This window comes from Spirillospora sp. NPDC127506 (assembly GCF_040302145.1).
In the GTDB taxonomy this organism is placed as follows: Bacteria; Actinomycetota; Actinomycetes; order Streptosporangiales; family Streptosporangiaceae; genus Spirillospora.
Genome location: NZ_JBEORG010000004.1, coordinates 104,556 through 117,655, shown reverse-complemented (window position 1 = coordinate 117,655; position 13,100 = coordinate 104,556). Strand labels below are relative to the sequence as shown.

Sequence of the window (13,100 nt, the reverse complement as noted above, 5' to 3'; positions counted from 1 at the left end):
TTGGTCCACCGAGGCCGGTCCGCGGAGCGGCGCCGGGGACGCGGCGGCCGCGCGAGACATGGATGAGATGACACACCTGGTCCGACCTGCTTAACTATGGGCGATCTTGTCGCTACTGTCGTACCCCAGGGTCGGCGACGTGGGCACCGGAGGTATCGATGAGGTCCGGACGGTGGATGCTCGTCGCCTGGCTGATCATAGGGGCGCTCGCCGCGGGACAGCGCCACTATTACGCCCATTTCGACGGCAGCTGCGCCAAGATCGCCACCATCGGAATCACCTGGGCGTCCGGTCCGCTCAACTACATCGGTCTCAACCCCACCGCCAACTGCAAGGTTCCCGAGCCGAGCACGTGAGCGTGCCTTCAGGAGCGGTCGAGCACCTTCTTGAGGCCCGCGATCGCGTGGTCCCGGTGTTCGTTGAGCAGGCGGACGAGGGCTTCCGTGTCGCGTTCACGTGCGGCGTCGAGGATGCCGCGGTGCTCGGCGTCCACCACGTCGCGGTGGTCGGGGTCGGCGAAGTACAGGGACCGGTACGGGTCCGAGGCGTCCCAGAGCTGCCGGATCATCCGGACGAAGCGCGGCATGCCGGACGGGTTGAACAGCACGAAGTGGAACTCGCGGTTGGCGTTGGTGAGCGCCACGATGTCGGTGGCCTCGCTCGCCGCCGCCATGCCGTCGATGGCAGTGGAGAGCCGGTTCAGATCCTCGTCGGTCAACCTGGGGGCGGCCCTGCGGACGGTCTCCGTCTCCAGCAGCTCGCGGATGCGGTAGATCTCCAGCAGCTCGCTGATGTCCAGCTCGGTCACGAAGTAGCCGCGATGCGGTGAGTAGCGGACCTGCCCCTCGCCTTCGAGGATCTTCAGCGCCTCCCGCACCGGCACCCGGCTGAGCCCCAGTCGCTCGGCGAAGGCGTCCTGCACGATCTGGGTGCCCGGCTTGAGCTCGCCTTCGAGGATCGACCGCCTCAACTCCTGAAGAACCGCCGCCTGGGCCGTCAGCGGTCGTCTGAAAACCACGGCTCTCCCCTGTCTGCTGTAGCGGCCGGGTAGTGCGTCGCCCCCGATGATCTCATCCGCCGGCCGAGGGACTCGGTCGAACCGGGCAAGACACCGTTGACATGGAATGGATCTCATATACATTACCCGATATGCAACTGGGAGGTTGTCATGGGAGAGCTCACGAGCAGGTGGTGGAGGGCCCGGACACGAGCGGGGGCCGTGCTGGCGGCGGCCACGCTCGTGCTGGGGGTCACGGCATGCGGATCGGGTGACGACGGCGGCAGCAGCGGTGAGGGAGGGCGGACCAAGGTCCGGATCACCGCGACGCTGATCGACACGCTTCCGTTCATGGCGGCGCTGAAGATCGCCGCCGATCGCGGAGACTTCGCGAACGCGGGGCTCGACGTCGAGTTCGCCTCGGCGTCCGGCGGCGGCAACACCCTCCGTGCGCTGAGCACCGGGGACGCCGAGATCGCCATCGGCTCGCCGGCCGCGTCGGTGCTCGCGGCGCAGAGCGACCCGCGAGTGAAGATCGTCAGCCTGTGGGCGCCGCGGAACGGCTTCTACTGGATCGGTCCGAAGGAGGTACCGGACCTCAACGGCAAGAAGATCGGCGGCTCGGTGCCCGGCGCCACGGTGAACCTGCTGCTGGCGGGGATCGAGAAGAAGCAGAACATCAAGTTCAGCGAGATCGTCCCGGCCGGCGGCATGGGGGAGAACTGGGCGGCCAGCAAGAGCGGCCAGGTCGTCGGCGGATGGGCCATGGAGCCGTTCATCACCGAGAAGGTGCAGAACGACGGCGCCAAGGTGGTCATCGACGCTCCGAAGACGCTGCCCTGGTTCCCCGCCGACATGGTCGTGGTGAACAAGGAGTGGGCGGAGAAGAACCCGGAGGCGATGCCGTCGTTCTTCGCCGCCATGTCGAAGGTGTTCGGCGACATCGCCGGCGATCCGGGGAAGATGGCCCCCGCGCTGAGCAAGATCATGAACATCGACGCGGCGATCATCGAGAAGAGCATCGCGGACGCCGGCATCCCCGCCGAGGAGATCTACTCCTTCAAGACGGTGCCGGAGGCGCTGGACACCGTTTCGGAGCTGATGAACCTGTCCGGTCAGGTCTCCGGGCCGATCGACTGGAAGAAGATCTTCGACCAGCAGTACCTGCCGGGGGACGCCAAGGCCGAGCTCTGACCTCGTCCTGGCCCTGCCCGGCCTGATACGCAGCAAGACCGAACGGAGACGCCGCAGTGGAAAAGTCCGAGCCGAGAGAAGCGCATCTGCTGATCGAAGGAGTGTCGAAGACCTTCGGCCTACGCGGCGGCGGGACCACGCACGCGCTGTCGCCCATCGACGCCGCGGTCGGCCAGGGCAGGTTCGTCTCCATCGTCGGTCCGTCCGGCTGCGGCAAGTCGACGCTGCTCAACATCGTGGCCGGGCTGGTCAAGCCGTCGACCGGCGCGGTGTCCGTGGACGGGGAACCCGTCCGCGGCCCGCGCCGCTCGATCGGCGTGGTGTTCCAGGAGGACTCCACACTGCCCTGGCGCACGGTGATCGACAATGTGCGGCTGGGCCTCGAGGTCGAGCGCATGCGCAAGGCCGCCCAGATCAGCCGGGCCAGGGAGATGATCGATCTCGTCGGGCTGACGGGTTTCGAGCACGCCTACCCGAGGGAGCTGTCCGGCGGGATGCGCCAGCGGGTCGCCATCGCGCGGACCCTGGCTTTGGACCCGTCGGTCCTGCTCATGGACGAGCCGTTCGGCGCGCTCGACCCGCAGACCCGGCTGATGATCGGTGTCGAGCTGCTGCAGATGTGGCAGAGCACGAACAAGACCGTCCTGTTCGTCACCCACGACATCCAGGAGGCCCTCCTGCTCAGCCAGGAGGTCTGGGTGATGTCCTACCGGCCGGCGACGATCCGCGAGCGGTTGCCGGTCCCGTTCGAGTATCCGCGCGGGCCCGAGCTGCTCAGCACGGACGAGTACCAGCATCTCAGCGCGCGCATCTGGAGCGTGCTGCAGAAGGAGTCGCAGCGCGCCTTCGACGAGCGCGAGCATCTCCTCAGCTCGAGGTAGGGGGGATCATGCAGCGGGAGTTGTTCCGAGCACTCTGGTCGCAGGTGCTCACCTTCTTCGCCCTGGCGGTCCTCATCGTCGCGGGCTGGTGGCTCGCCACGGAGTCGGGCCTGGTGGACACCCGGACCTTCCCCGAGGTGGGGAGGATCATCGGGGCGCAGACCCAGCTGAGCGACCCGGCCCCGGCGACCTTCCTCGACCACCTGGCGGTCACGACCGTCCGGGTGCTGGCGGGACTGGTGGCCGGGTGCCTGCTGGGCTTCGGGCTCGGCGTGCTGTTCTGGCGGCTGCCGGTCGTCGGGCGCGCGCTGGAGCCGTACCTGCTGGCCTTCTACGCCGTGCCGCTGGTGGTGTTCTACCCGTTCCTGCTGGTGCTGCTGGGCATCAACTCGTGGCCGATCATCGCGATCTCCACGGTGATGTGCTCGGTCCCGGTGGCGCTCAACACCTGGATCGGGTTCCGGGAGCAGAAGGAGATCCACAAGATGGTGGGCCTGGCACTGCAGATGCCCCCGCTGCTGCGGTTCCGCCGGATCGAACTGCCGGGGGCGCTGCCGGAGATCTTCACGGGTGCGCGGGTGGGGGCGGTCTACAGCCTCGTCGGCACGATCGGGATGGAGTTCATGGTCAGTAGTGAAGGGCTCGGCTATGCCGTCCGGTACCAGTACGAGACGTTCAACGTGCCGAGCATGTACCTGTTCCTCGCGGCCACCCTCGCGCTGTCCTTCGTGGTCGTGACCGCGCTCCTCGCGGTGAGCGCGGTGTCGCTGAGGCACCACGGATGAGCGGCGACCGCGCCACCGCGGCGGTGGCGACCCGGGAAGAGGCGGCGGCCCTCGCGTCGCGGCGGGACCGGCCGGCGGGCCGGCGCGGCAGGATCCCCGTCGGTCCGCTGGTGGTCCTCGGAGTCGCCGTCGCCGTCTGGTATCTGCTGTCCCTCGCGCTGTTCGTGGTGCCGGATCCGCTGGCGACGGTGCGGGTCCTGGCCGGCAACTTCTCTTCGGAGGAGTTCACCGACGCGGTCCGCAAGACCGCGGTGGACGGCTTGACGGCGTTCGTGCTCTCGGTGATCGCCGGTGTGCTCCTCGGGGCGCTGATCGGCCTGTCCGCGCTCGCCAGGCGCACGCTGGAGCCCGCCATCCTGGCGCTGAACGGGATTCCCAAGATCGCCATCTACCCGGTGCTGATGCTCGTCTTCGGGCTGGGCTCGGCGTCCCAGGTGACGATGGGGTTCATCTTCGGCGTGTTCCCGGTGATCATCAACTTCGGCGGCGCGCTGGCCGCGGTGCCGGCGATCTACGGCAAGGTGGCCAGGTCCCTGTCCATGCCGTGGCATCAGCGGCTGCTGAAGCTGGACATCCCCGCCGCGCTGCCCTCGCTCGCGGTCGGGCTGCGGCTGGCGTTCAGCCTCAGCCTGGTCGGTGTGGTCTTCGCCGAGATCATCGGCTCCAAGGGCGGCCTCGGCCAGATCATCATCTCCAAGTACACGCTGGCGCAGTACGACCTGATGGGGGCCGCGGTGCTCCTGCTGATCATCACCTCGCTGGCAGGGACCACGAGCCTGTGGGCGCTCGAGCGGCGGATGGCCCGCCGCTGGCGTTGAACGACGACCGGGAATCGGGAGGGCATTGTGGTGCGAAGCAACGAGCCGGTCGGGGATCCGGTGCGTCCCCTGGTGAGCGTCGGCTACTACCCGACGAGGGACACCAGGGCGACGATCGATCTCGCGCGGGAGCTGGACGGCGGCATCGTCGACACGCTGTGGATCGGTGACAGCCCGCTGATCTGGCGGGAGTGCTGGGCGACCATCGCGTTGTGCCTGGCCGCCACCGAGACCCTGCGCTACGGGCCGGCGGTCACCAACCCGGTGAACCGGCACTGGACCGTCACCGCGTCCACCGTCCAGACCCTCGACGAGTACGCTCCGGGCCGCGTCCGGCTCGGGATCGGCGTCGGTGACAGCGCCCTGCGCCGGCTCAACGGCGGGGTGGCGAGGCTGGCCGAACTGCGCTCGGCGGTGCACGGCATGCGGACCCTGCTCGCCGACGCCGCCGCCGACACCGGGCCGGACGGCCCGGAGGTGTCCTGGGATCGGCCGCCCCGGCAGGTGGAGATCCTGCTCAGCGGCAGCGGGCCGAAGACGCTGGAACTGGCCGGAGAGCTGGGCGACGGCGCGATCATCGTGCCGGGGATCGTGCCCGGCGCGGTGGATCAGGTGCTGGAGCGGGTCGCGGCCGGCCGCCGCGCTGCCGGCAAGGACCCGGCGACGCTGCACTCGGTGCTGTGGGTGGCCTGCGCGATCGGCGAAGAGGAGCGGGCCTGGGCGGACGTGCGGCCCTGGGTGGCCTCGATCCTGCGGCACCCGCTGGCGTTCGACACCAGCCCGGAGGTGGACGCGGCCCGGGAGCGCATCCGCGCGGGCTACGACTTCTCCCACCACATGTCGCACGGGAGCGGGCACGGCGAGGAACTGCCGGTCGAGGTGCTGCGCGACTTCGCCATCGCCGGAACGGAGGACCAGGTGCTCGCCGGCCTGAACGCCGCGGCACGGCTCCCCGTGGACGAGATCGGGCTCGTGGTGATGGGACGCGACGTCCACGACCAGGTGGCCCGGCTGAACAAGCTGCTCAACGATTCCTGGCTGGCATGAGCGCGGAGCGGACCGGGAGGCAGGGAAGGGAGCGGGAGGGACCGTGCTGATCAGCGATTGCACGTTGCGTGAGGGAGAGCAGCAGCCGGGCGTCGTGCTCGGCGCGGCGGAGAAGAAGGCCATCGCCGCGATCCTGCGGGACGTCGGCGTCCGTCGGGCCGAGATCGGCACCCCGGCGATCTCGGCCGGCGAGCGCGAGGCGATCGCCGCGGTGGTGGAGAGCGGGGCGATCCCCGAGACCCTCGGCGTCTGCCGGGCGAGGGTCGACGACGTCGACATGGCGGCCGACTGCGGCCTGTGGGGGGTGGTCGTCTCCAGCCCGGTGAGCCCGCACCAGCTGAAGGCCAAGTTCGGCTGGTCGGTGCGGCAGATGGTCGACGCGGCGGTCGCGGCGCACACCAGGGCCAAGGAGCACGGGCTGGTCACCTACGCCAGCGCCTACGACACCCTGCGCACCGACAGGGAAGACCTCCGAGCGATCTACGGCGAGCTGAACCGGCTGGGGCTCATCGACGCCATCAGGGTCGTCGACACCGTCGGAGTCGGCACGCCCAAGGTGGCCGCCGACCTGGTCCGGTGGTGCAAGGACGAGTTCGGGCTGCCGATCGAGGTGCACTTCCACGACGACTTCGGGCTGGCGACGGCCAACGCGATCGCCGCGGTCGAGGCGGGTGCGGACGCGGTGTCGTCCAGCATCGCCGGGGTGGGCGAGCGCGCGGGCAACACCGCGACCGAGGAGGTGGCCGGTGCCCTGGAGGTGCTGCTCGGGGTGAAGACCGGACTCGCCGTCGACCGGCTGGGCCACAGCTTCATCCGGGCGGCCGAGCTGATGCGGCTCGGGCTGCAGGACAACCGCGCGATCACCGGCAAGAACTCGTTCCGGCACGTCTCCGGCATCTCGATCAGCGGGTACGTCAAGGACCCGCTGGCCGCCCAGCCGGTCGAGGCGGAGCGGGTCGGCCGCCGCTCCGGCGTGGTGCTCGGCAAGACCTCCGGCCGGCAGGCCGTGGAGCACCTGCTGGCGGAGCTGCGCATCGACGCCGCGAAGGTCGACGTCGGACGGCTGGTCGAGGCACTGAAGGACACCGCCGAGGAGTACCGGCGCGTGCTCAGCACCGCGGACCTGGTGCGAGCGGTCCGCGCCCAGGCCGGCAACTGACTCCCGGCATGGGGAACTGCAAGCGGAAAGAGGAAGGCGGCACGAGATGACCCTGGACAAGTTCAACGCCGACACCATGGCCGCGCCCAAGGTGCCGTTGTCGCACGGCGTCGTCGCCGGCGACTGGCTCCACGTGTCCGGCATGGTCGCCAGAGCGCGGAGCGGCGAGATCGTCGAAGGCGACATCGTCGCGTCCACCCGGCAGTGCCTGGAGAACATGGAGGCGGTGCTCGCCACGCGCGGCGCGGACCGGACGTCGGTGGTGAAGGTGAACGTCTACCTGGTCGACTTCGCCGACTACGCAGGGATGAACAAGGCGTTCGAGGAGTTCTTCGAAAGCCCCTACCCGGCCAGGACGACGATCCAGGCGGGCGCGCTCGGAATCGGCGAGGTCGAACTCGACGCCGTCGCGTACCTGGGGAAGTGAGGCCATGGTGACCCCGGCGCTGCACGTGCGCAACCTCGGCGGGCTGCTCGGTGCCGAACCGTCGTGGGGCTGGCGTGCCGACGGCGAACTCCTGTGCGCGCACGGCCGGATACTGGCGATCGGGGAGGGGGCCGGCGCCGCGCTGCACGAGCTGGAGCGGGACGGCGAGCAGGTGGCCGTGCTCGACGCCGCCGGTCTGACCGCCGTTCCCGGGCTCATCGACGGGCACGTGCACCCGGTGGCGGGGGCGGTGTCGGTGGTGCCGCCCGGTCACGGGTGGACCGACACCTACTTGAACGCCGGGGTCACCGCCATGGTGTCGGCGGGCGAGCTGACGTTCCCCGGGTTCAGCTCCGCCGAGCTGACGCCCGAGGCAGCCACCCGGCTCGCCGCCCATTCGGCGTGGGCGTTCGGCAATATCGCCGCCCCGCCTCGCGTCTACGCGGGGACCCTGCTGGCGGTGCCCGGCATGGACCGGGAATGCTTCCGGCAGGTGGCCGAGGCCGGCGGGAAGTGCGTCAAGTACATCTACTATCCGTTCGCCGGGCGGCGGTGGGAGGACGAGGTCGCCGCCTACGGCAAGTGGGCCGACGAGTTCGGTCTGGTCACCAAGATGCACGCGGGCGGGACGTCCTATCAGGGGCACAGCCTCGAAGCGGACGCCGACCTCGTCGCCGCGGTGGCGCCGCGGGTGCTGGCGCACGCCAACGGCGGCCCGATTCCGATGGACGACGAGGCGCTCGCCGCGATCGTGGAGCGGACCGACTGCCGCATCGAGTTGATCCTCGGCGGGAACCTGCGGGTGCTGCGCGACCTGGTCGGGATGCTGTGGGAACGCGGCGAGCTGCACCGGATCACGGTCGGCACCGACACGCCCGGCGGCAACGGCACGATGCCGCGCGGCCCGCTCCAGGTCATCGCGGCCATCGCGGGCCTCGGCGGGGTGGACGCCGCGACCGCGCTGCGCTGCGGCACCGCGAACGTCGCCGAGGCGCACGGAATCCCCGGCGGTGCGCTGGCCGAGGGCCGCCCGGCCGACCTGCTGCTGGTCGGCCCGGTGCGCGGATCGGCGCACTCGACCGCGGCGGACGCGCTGGAGGCCGGGGAAATCGTCGGAGTCGGCGCCGTGGTGAGCGGCGGGAGCGTCGCCGCTCTTCCCGGCCGCTACACCCCGCCGCCCGCCGTCCTGCCGACCCTGGAGACGACATGAGCAGTTCACCGACGCGGATCGCACCGTGGGCCGACGTGGTCGGTCCGGACGAGTGGCGGATGCACCTGGCCGCCGGGTACGGCGGCCGGGCGGTGCCGGGCACGCGGCCCGCCCTGGTGGTCGTCGACGTGACCTACGAGTTCACCGGAGACGGGGACGGCGACATGAGCCTGCCCGGCGTCCTCGACCGGTTCCCGAACGCGTGCGGTGATGCCGCGTGGCGGGCGCTCCCGCGGATCCGGGAGCTGATCGATCACGCCCGCCGCACCGGTGTGCCGGTCGGCTATTCGAGGATGGCCGCCGACCGGGGCCTGTGGACGGGGAAGAACCGGCGGGCGTCCGAGCTGGTCTCGGCGCCGGCGTGGGTGAGCGACATCCACCGCGACATCGCGCCGCGGGACGGCGAGCTGGTGTTCACCAAGCCGTCGGCCAGCGCGCTGTACGAAACCCCGCTGCTCGATGAGCTGCGCCGCCGCGAGGTGGACACGCTGATCGTGACCGGGTGCGCCACCGGGGGCTGCGTGCGGGCCACGGTGCTGGACGCGTTCGGCGCCGGCCTCACCGTTCTCGTCCCGCACGAGGCGGTGTTCGACCGCACTCCCGTCCCGCACAAGGTGTCGCTGTTCGACATGGACATGCGCTACGCCAACGTGACCGACTGCGCCGAGACCGCCGGCTACATGGACGCGTGCGCGGCCGGTGAACCGTTCGCCTGCGCCGAATGGGACCCCGACGCCGGGCGGGTTCCATGAGGCGTCTCGTCGGGACCAGCGTCGCGCGCCGGGAGGATCCGCGTCTGCTGCGCGGCGAGGGCGCCTTCCTGGCGGACCTGGTCGGCGACGCGCTGCAGTTCGCCTTCGTGCGCAGCCCGCGCGCGTCGGCGTCCATCGTGCGCGTCGACGCGGCGAAGGCGCTCGCCTCACCCGGCGTGGTCACGGTGCTGGACGGGCGGACGTTCGCCCGGATGGCCGGGCCGCTGCTGCCGATCTACCTGCCCGACCCGCGGTTCGCCGAGGCGACCGGGTTCCAGACCGCGCCGCTGCGGGTCGACGCGATCGCCGTCGACCGCGTCCGCTACGTCGGCGAACCGGTGGCCGTGGTCGTGGCGACCGACCGGTATCTGGCCGAGGACGCCGCGGAGAGGGTCGAGGTCGAGTACCGGGACCTGCCCGGCGTGTACACGGTGGCGGACGCGCTCGCCGAGGGCGCCCCACCGGTGCGGCCGGGCTGCGAAGGGAACGTCGCGGCATCGCTGCGGCTCGCCAAGGGCACCGTGCCCGAAGGCCCGGTCGTGGTCGAGGGCACGTACCGGGTGGGCCGGCACTCCGGCGTGCCGCTGGAGACCCGCGGCGTCATCGCCGACTTCGACATCGAGTCCATGAGCGTCCACCTGATCACCTCCAGCCAGATCCCGCACCACGTGCGCACCGCTCTGTGCAAGGCCCTGGGGTGGCCGCGGTCGGACCTGCGGGTCAGCGTCCCGGACGTCGGCGGCGGGTTCGGCACCAAGGCCAACATCTACGGCGAGGAGCTGGTCGCCTGCGTGCTGGCCCGCTATCTGCGCCGCCGGGTCGCGTGGGTCGAGGACCGGGCCGAGCACCTGGTGGCCACGGCGCACTCCCGGGACCGCCGGCACAGCAACCGGCTCGTGCTCAACTACGACGGCCGGATCCTCGGGTACACCGACGACTTCGTGGTCGACATCGGCGCGCACAACTTCTGGCTCGGCGGCGTCACCGCGAACGGCGCGATCCATGGTCTCGGCCCGTACCGCGTCCCGTCGTTCGACATCACCGGCCGGGCGGTGCTCACCAACAAGACTCCGACGACGCAGTACCGCGGCGCCGGACGGCCGGAGGCGTGCTTCGCCATGGAGCGGCTGCTCGACCGGGCCGCGTCCGTCCTCGGACTGAGCCCCGTGGAGATCCGGCGGCGCAACGTGATCGGCGCCGGCGAACTGCCGTACCGGGTCGGAGCGACCTACCACGACGGCCAGCCGATCGTCTACGACGGCGGCGACTACCGGGAGCTGCTCGACCGCTGCGTGGCCGAGGTGGAGCGCATGGATCTGGACGCGCTGTCCCGCGAGGAACTCCGCGACGGGGAGCGGCTCGGCACCGGCTACGCCATGTTCACCGAGGGCACCGGGCTCGGGCCGTTCGAGGTGGGGCGGGTCGCGCTGCTGCCGTCGGGCGGCTTCGAGGTGTCGTCCGGCGCTTCGTCGAGCGGGCAGGGCCACGAGACCACCCTGGCGCAGGTGGCCGCGGACGAACTGCGCGTGCCCCTGGAAGCGGTGGAGGTCACGCACGCGGACACGGGGATCACCGGGGAGGGGATCGGCAGCTACGCCAGCCGGTCCGCCGCCAACGCCGGACCGGCGGTGGCCGCGGCGGCGGCCGGACTGGTGGACGAGGCGAAGCGGGAGCTGGCCCGGTTGTACGGCGACCACTGGCGGACCGATGAGGTGCGGCTGAACGAGTTCGGGTTCTACCATCCGGACTCCGACACGAAGGTCACCTGGCAGGAGCTGGCCCTGGCGCTGGCCGAGGAGCGGCAGGACGCCGCCGGGGGCTCCACCGCGGGCTCCGCCGGCGCGCCGCTGATCGAGCGGGAGCACACCTGGCGCCCGCGGACGGTGACCTGGACCGCGGGAGCGCACGCCGCCGTGGTGGCGCTGGACGAGGACACGGGCCTCGTCCGCGTGCTGCGCTACATCGCGGTCGACGAGGGCGGCCGGTCGCTGCACCCGTCGATCGTGAAGGGGCAGGTCATGGGCGGTGTGGCCCAGGCCGTCGGCGGTGCCCTGTTCGAGCGGTTCGAGTTCGACCCGTCCGGTCAGCCGCTCACGACGACGCTGATGGACTACCTGCTGCCGTCCACCACGGACGTGCCGCGCATGCGGCTGGCGCACGTGGAGGTCCCCAGCGGCATGAACCCCCTGGGCGTGCGGGGGGTGGGGGAGAGCGGCATCATCCCCGGGTACGCGGCCATCGCCAGTGCCGCCGACGACGCCACCGGCGGCCGCACCCACATGGACGGCACGCCGCTGGACCCGTCGGTGCTGCGGAGGCCCCGGTGAAGCCCGCCGAGCTGGCCTACCTCCGGGCGGACACCAGGGCCGAGGCGCTGGACATGCTCGCGGAGGCCGGGCAGGACGCCCGCCTGCTCGCCGGAGGGCAGAGCCTCGTGCCGATGCTGAACCTGCGGATCGCCCGGCCGAGCCATCTGATCGACATCGGGCGCCTGGCCGAGCTCAACCGCCTCGGCATGGTGGACGGCGAGCTGTACATCGGCGCCTTGGTGCGCCACCACGTCGTGGCCGAACACCCCCTGATAACGCGGACGGCGCCCGTGCTGGCGGAGGCGGCCCGCCACATCGGGCACCCGGCCATCCGCCATCGCGGCACGCTGGCGGGGAGCCTCGCGCACGCCGACCCGAGCGGTGAGCTGCAGGCCGCGGCCATGCTGCTCGACGCCACGGTGCTGGTGGAGTCCCGGTCGGCCGGTACGCGGGAGGTCCCGGCGCGGGAGTTCGTCCTCGGCCCCTACGAGACCGTGCTCGAAGCGGACGAGATGATCACCTGGCTGCGCGTCCCGCCGGGCGGCGGCCAGACCGGGTTCTACGAGATCGCCCGCCGGACCGGCGACTTCGCGCTCGCCGGCGCGGCCGTCCGGCTGCCGGACCGCGACGCGGAACCCGCCGTGGCGGTCACCTTCGGCGCCGGCGGTCACCGGGTGGCGAGCGTTCGCCCGCCCGACGGGCCGGACACCGCCGCCGGAACGCTCGCCGCACTGCTGCAGGACGACGAGGGGGAGCACGGGCCACTGCGCCGGACGGCGGTCGAGCGGGCCGTCCTGGCGGCCCGGAGGAGGGGAGGTGCCAGGGGCCATGGCTGAACGTCTCAGGGTCTCATTGCAGGTCAACGGGTCTCCTGCCGACCTGTGGGTGGACCCGAGGACCACGCTGGCCGACCTGCTGCGCGACCGGCTCGGCCTCACCGGGACGCACCTCGGATGCGAGCAGGGCGTCTGCGGGTCTTGCACGGTCCTCCTCGACGGGCGCACCGCCCGCACGTGCACCACGCTCGCCGCGCAGGCCGACGGGGGCGCGGTCTGGACGGTCGAAGGGCTCTCCCCGGCCTCGGGGCTGTCCCGGTTGCAGGAGGCGCTCAGCGAGGAGCACGGGCTGCAGTGCGGCTTCTGCACGCCGGGATTCGTCGCGGCCGCGACCGAACTCCTGGCCGCGACCCGGGGCGGGAGCCTCGACGAGGATGCCGTGCGGGAGCGATTGAGCGGCAACATCTGCCGGTGCACCGGCTATCAGGGCATCGTCGACGCGGTTCTGACCGTCTGGGCCGAGGGGGCGGTGGCGCTGCCCGGCGCGGACGCCGTGCAGACCGGCCTGGACGCCGGGGAGCTGACCGGACCGCCCGAGCTCACTCCGGCGCCGGTCGGCGGGCCGCCCCCGGACCCCGGGGAGCGCAGGCCGGCCGCCGTCGCCGCCGAGGTGCTGGCGCACGTCGCGGTGTTCGCCGCCGGGGCGCTCGCGGGCGCCGCGGCTCTGCGCCGCCGGAGGAGGTGA

Annotated in this window: 14 protein-coding genes; 13 read left to right on the top strand and 1 reads right to left on the bottom strand. The window is 71.7% G+C overall.

Going from position 1 to position 13,100, the window contains the following annotated elements; translation table 11 throughout:
• Nucleotides 1–158 precede the first annotated feature (158 nt).
• Nucleotides 159–356, top strand: coding sequence for a hypothetical protein (locus ABTW95_RS06415; protein ID WP_396448818.1), 198 nt, complete (start codon nucleotides 159–161; stop codon nucleotides 354–356).
• Between the two features lie 8 nt (nucleotides 357–364).
• On the opposite strand, the gene ABTW95_RS06410 is transcribed toward ABTW95_RS06415, so the two are convergent.
• A complete protein-coding gene (locus tag ABTW95_RS06410; RefSeq protein ID WP_396448819.1) occupies nucleotides 365–1,018 on the bottom strand; it encodes a GntR family transcriptional regulator in 654 nt (217 codons plus the stop codon).
• 150 nt (nucleotides 1,019–1,168) lie between these two features.
• Here ABTW95_RS06410 and ABTW95_RS06405 point away from each other — a divergent pair, with 150 nt between their 5' ends.
• The 12 genes from ABTW95_RS06405 to ABTW95_RS06350 are packed head-to-tail and all read left to right on the top strand — an operon-like array spanning nucleotide 1,169 to nucleotide 13,100.
• Entirely contained in the window at nucleotides 1,169–2,191 is a 1,023-nt protein-coding gene (locus ABTW95_RS06405; protein WP_396448820.1) for an ABC transporter substrate-binding protein, read from the top strand.
• A 56-nt stretch (nucleotides 2,192–2,247) separates the two neighbouring features.
• Nucleotides 2,248–3,072, top strand: coding sequence for an ABC transporter ATP-binding protein (locus ABTW95_RS06400; RefSeq protein WP_396448821.1), 825 nt, complete (start codon nucleotides 2,248–2,250; stop codon nucleotides 3,070–3,072).
• 8 nt (nucleotides 3,073–3,080) lie between these two features.
• Nucleotides 3,081–3,857 carry an ABC transporter permease gene (locus ABTW95_RS06395; protein ID WP_396448822.1) on the top strand — a complete coding sequence of 259 codons (777 nt, stop codon included), beginning with the start codon at nucleotides 3,081–3,083 and terminating at the stop codon, nucleotides 3,855–3,857.
• Entirely contained in the window at nucleotides 3,854–4,675 is an 822-nt protein-coding gene (locus ABTW95_RS06390; RefSeq protein WP_396448823.1) for an ABC transporter permease, read from the top strand. The genes ABTW95_RS06395 and ABTW95_RS06390 overlap by 4 nt, the downstream gene beginning before the upstream one ends.
• A gap of 30 nt (nucleotides 4,676–4,705) precedes the next feature.
• A complete protein-coding gene (locus ABTW95_RS06385) occupies nucleotides 4,706–5,722 on the top strand; it encodes an LLM class flavin-dependent oxidoreductase (RefSeq protein ID WP_396448824.1) in 1,017 nt (338 codons plus the stop codon).
• Between the two features lie 43 nt (nucleotides 5,723–5,765).
• The gene (locus ABTW95_RS06380) at nucleotides 5,766–6,881 is read left to right on the top strand and encodes a LeuA family protein (RefSeq protein WP_500225194.1); all 1,116 of its coding nucleotides are present in this window, start codon (nucleotides 5,766–5,768) and stop codon (nucleotides 6,879–6,881) included.
• 46 nt (nucleotides 6,882–6,927) lie between these two features.
• Complete coding sequence (locus ABTW95_RS06375; protein ID WP_396454603.1) at nucleotides 6,928–7,308, top strand: RidA family protein; 381 nt, start codon at nucleotides 6,928–6,930, stop codon at nucleotides 7,306–7,308.
• A 4-nt stretch (nucleotides 7,309–7,312) separates the two neighbouring features.
• Nucleotides 7,313–8,518, top strand: coding sequence for an amidohydrolase family protein (locus tag ABTW95_RS06370; protein WP_500225192.1), 1,206 nt, complete (start codon nucleotides 7,313–7,315; stop codon nucleotides 8,516–8,518).
• Complete coding sequence (locus ABTW95_RS06365; protein WP_500225188.1) at nucleotides 8,515–9,270, top strand: cysteine hydrolase family protein; 756 nt, start codon at nucleotides 8,515–8,517, stop codon at nucleotides 9,268–9,270. The genes ABTW95_RS06370 and ABTW95_RS06365 overlap by 4 nt, the downstream gene beginning before the upstream one ends.
• Nucleotides 9,267–11,597, top strand: a complete 2,331-nt coding sequence (locus ABTW95_RS06360) for a xanthine dehydrogenase family protein molybdopterin-binding subunit (RefSeq protein WP_500225186.1) — start codon at nucleotides 9,267–9,269, stop codon at nucleotides 11,595–11,597. The genes ABTW95_RS06365 and ABTW95_RS06360 overlap by 4 nt, the downstream gene beginning before the upstream one ends.
• Nucleotides 11,594–12,415, top strand: a complete 822-nt coding sequence (locus tag ABTW95_RS06355; RefSeq protein WP_500225184.1) for an FAD binding domain-containing protein — start codon at nucleotides 11,594–11,596, stop codon at nucleotides 12,413–12,415. The genes ABTW95_RS06360 and ABTW95_RS06355 overlap by 4 nt, the downstream gene beginning before the upstream one ends.
• A complete protein-coding gene (locus ABTW95_RS06350; RefSeq protein WP_500225181.1) occupies nucleotides 12,408–13,100 on the top strand; it encodes a (2Fe-2S)-binding protein in 693 nt (230 codons plus the stop codon). Before ABTW95_RS06355 ends, ABTW95_RS06350 begins: the two co-directional genes overlap by 8 nt.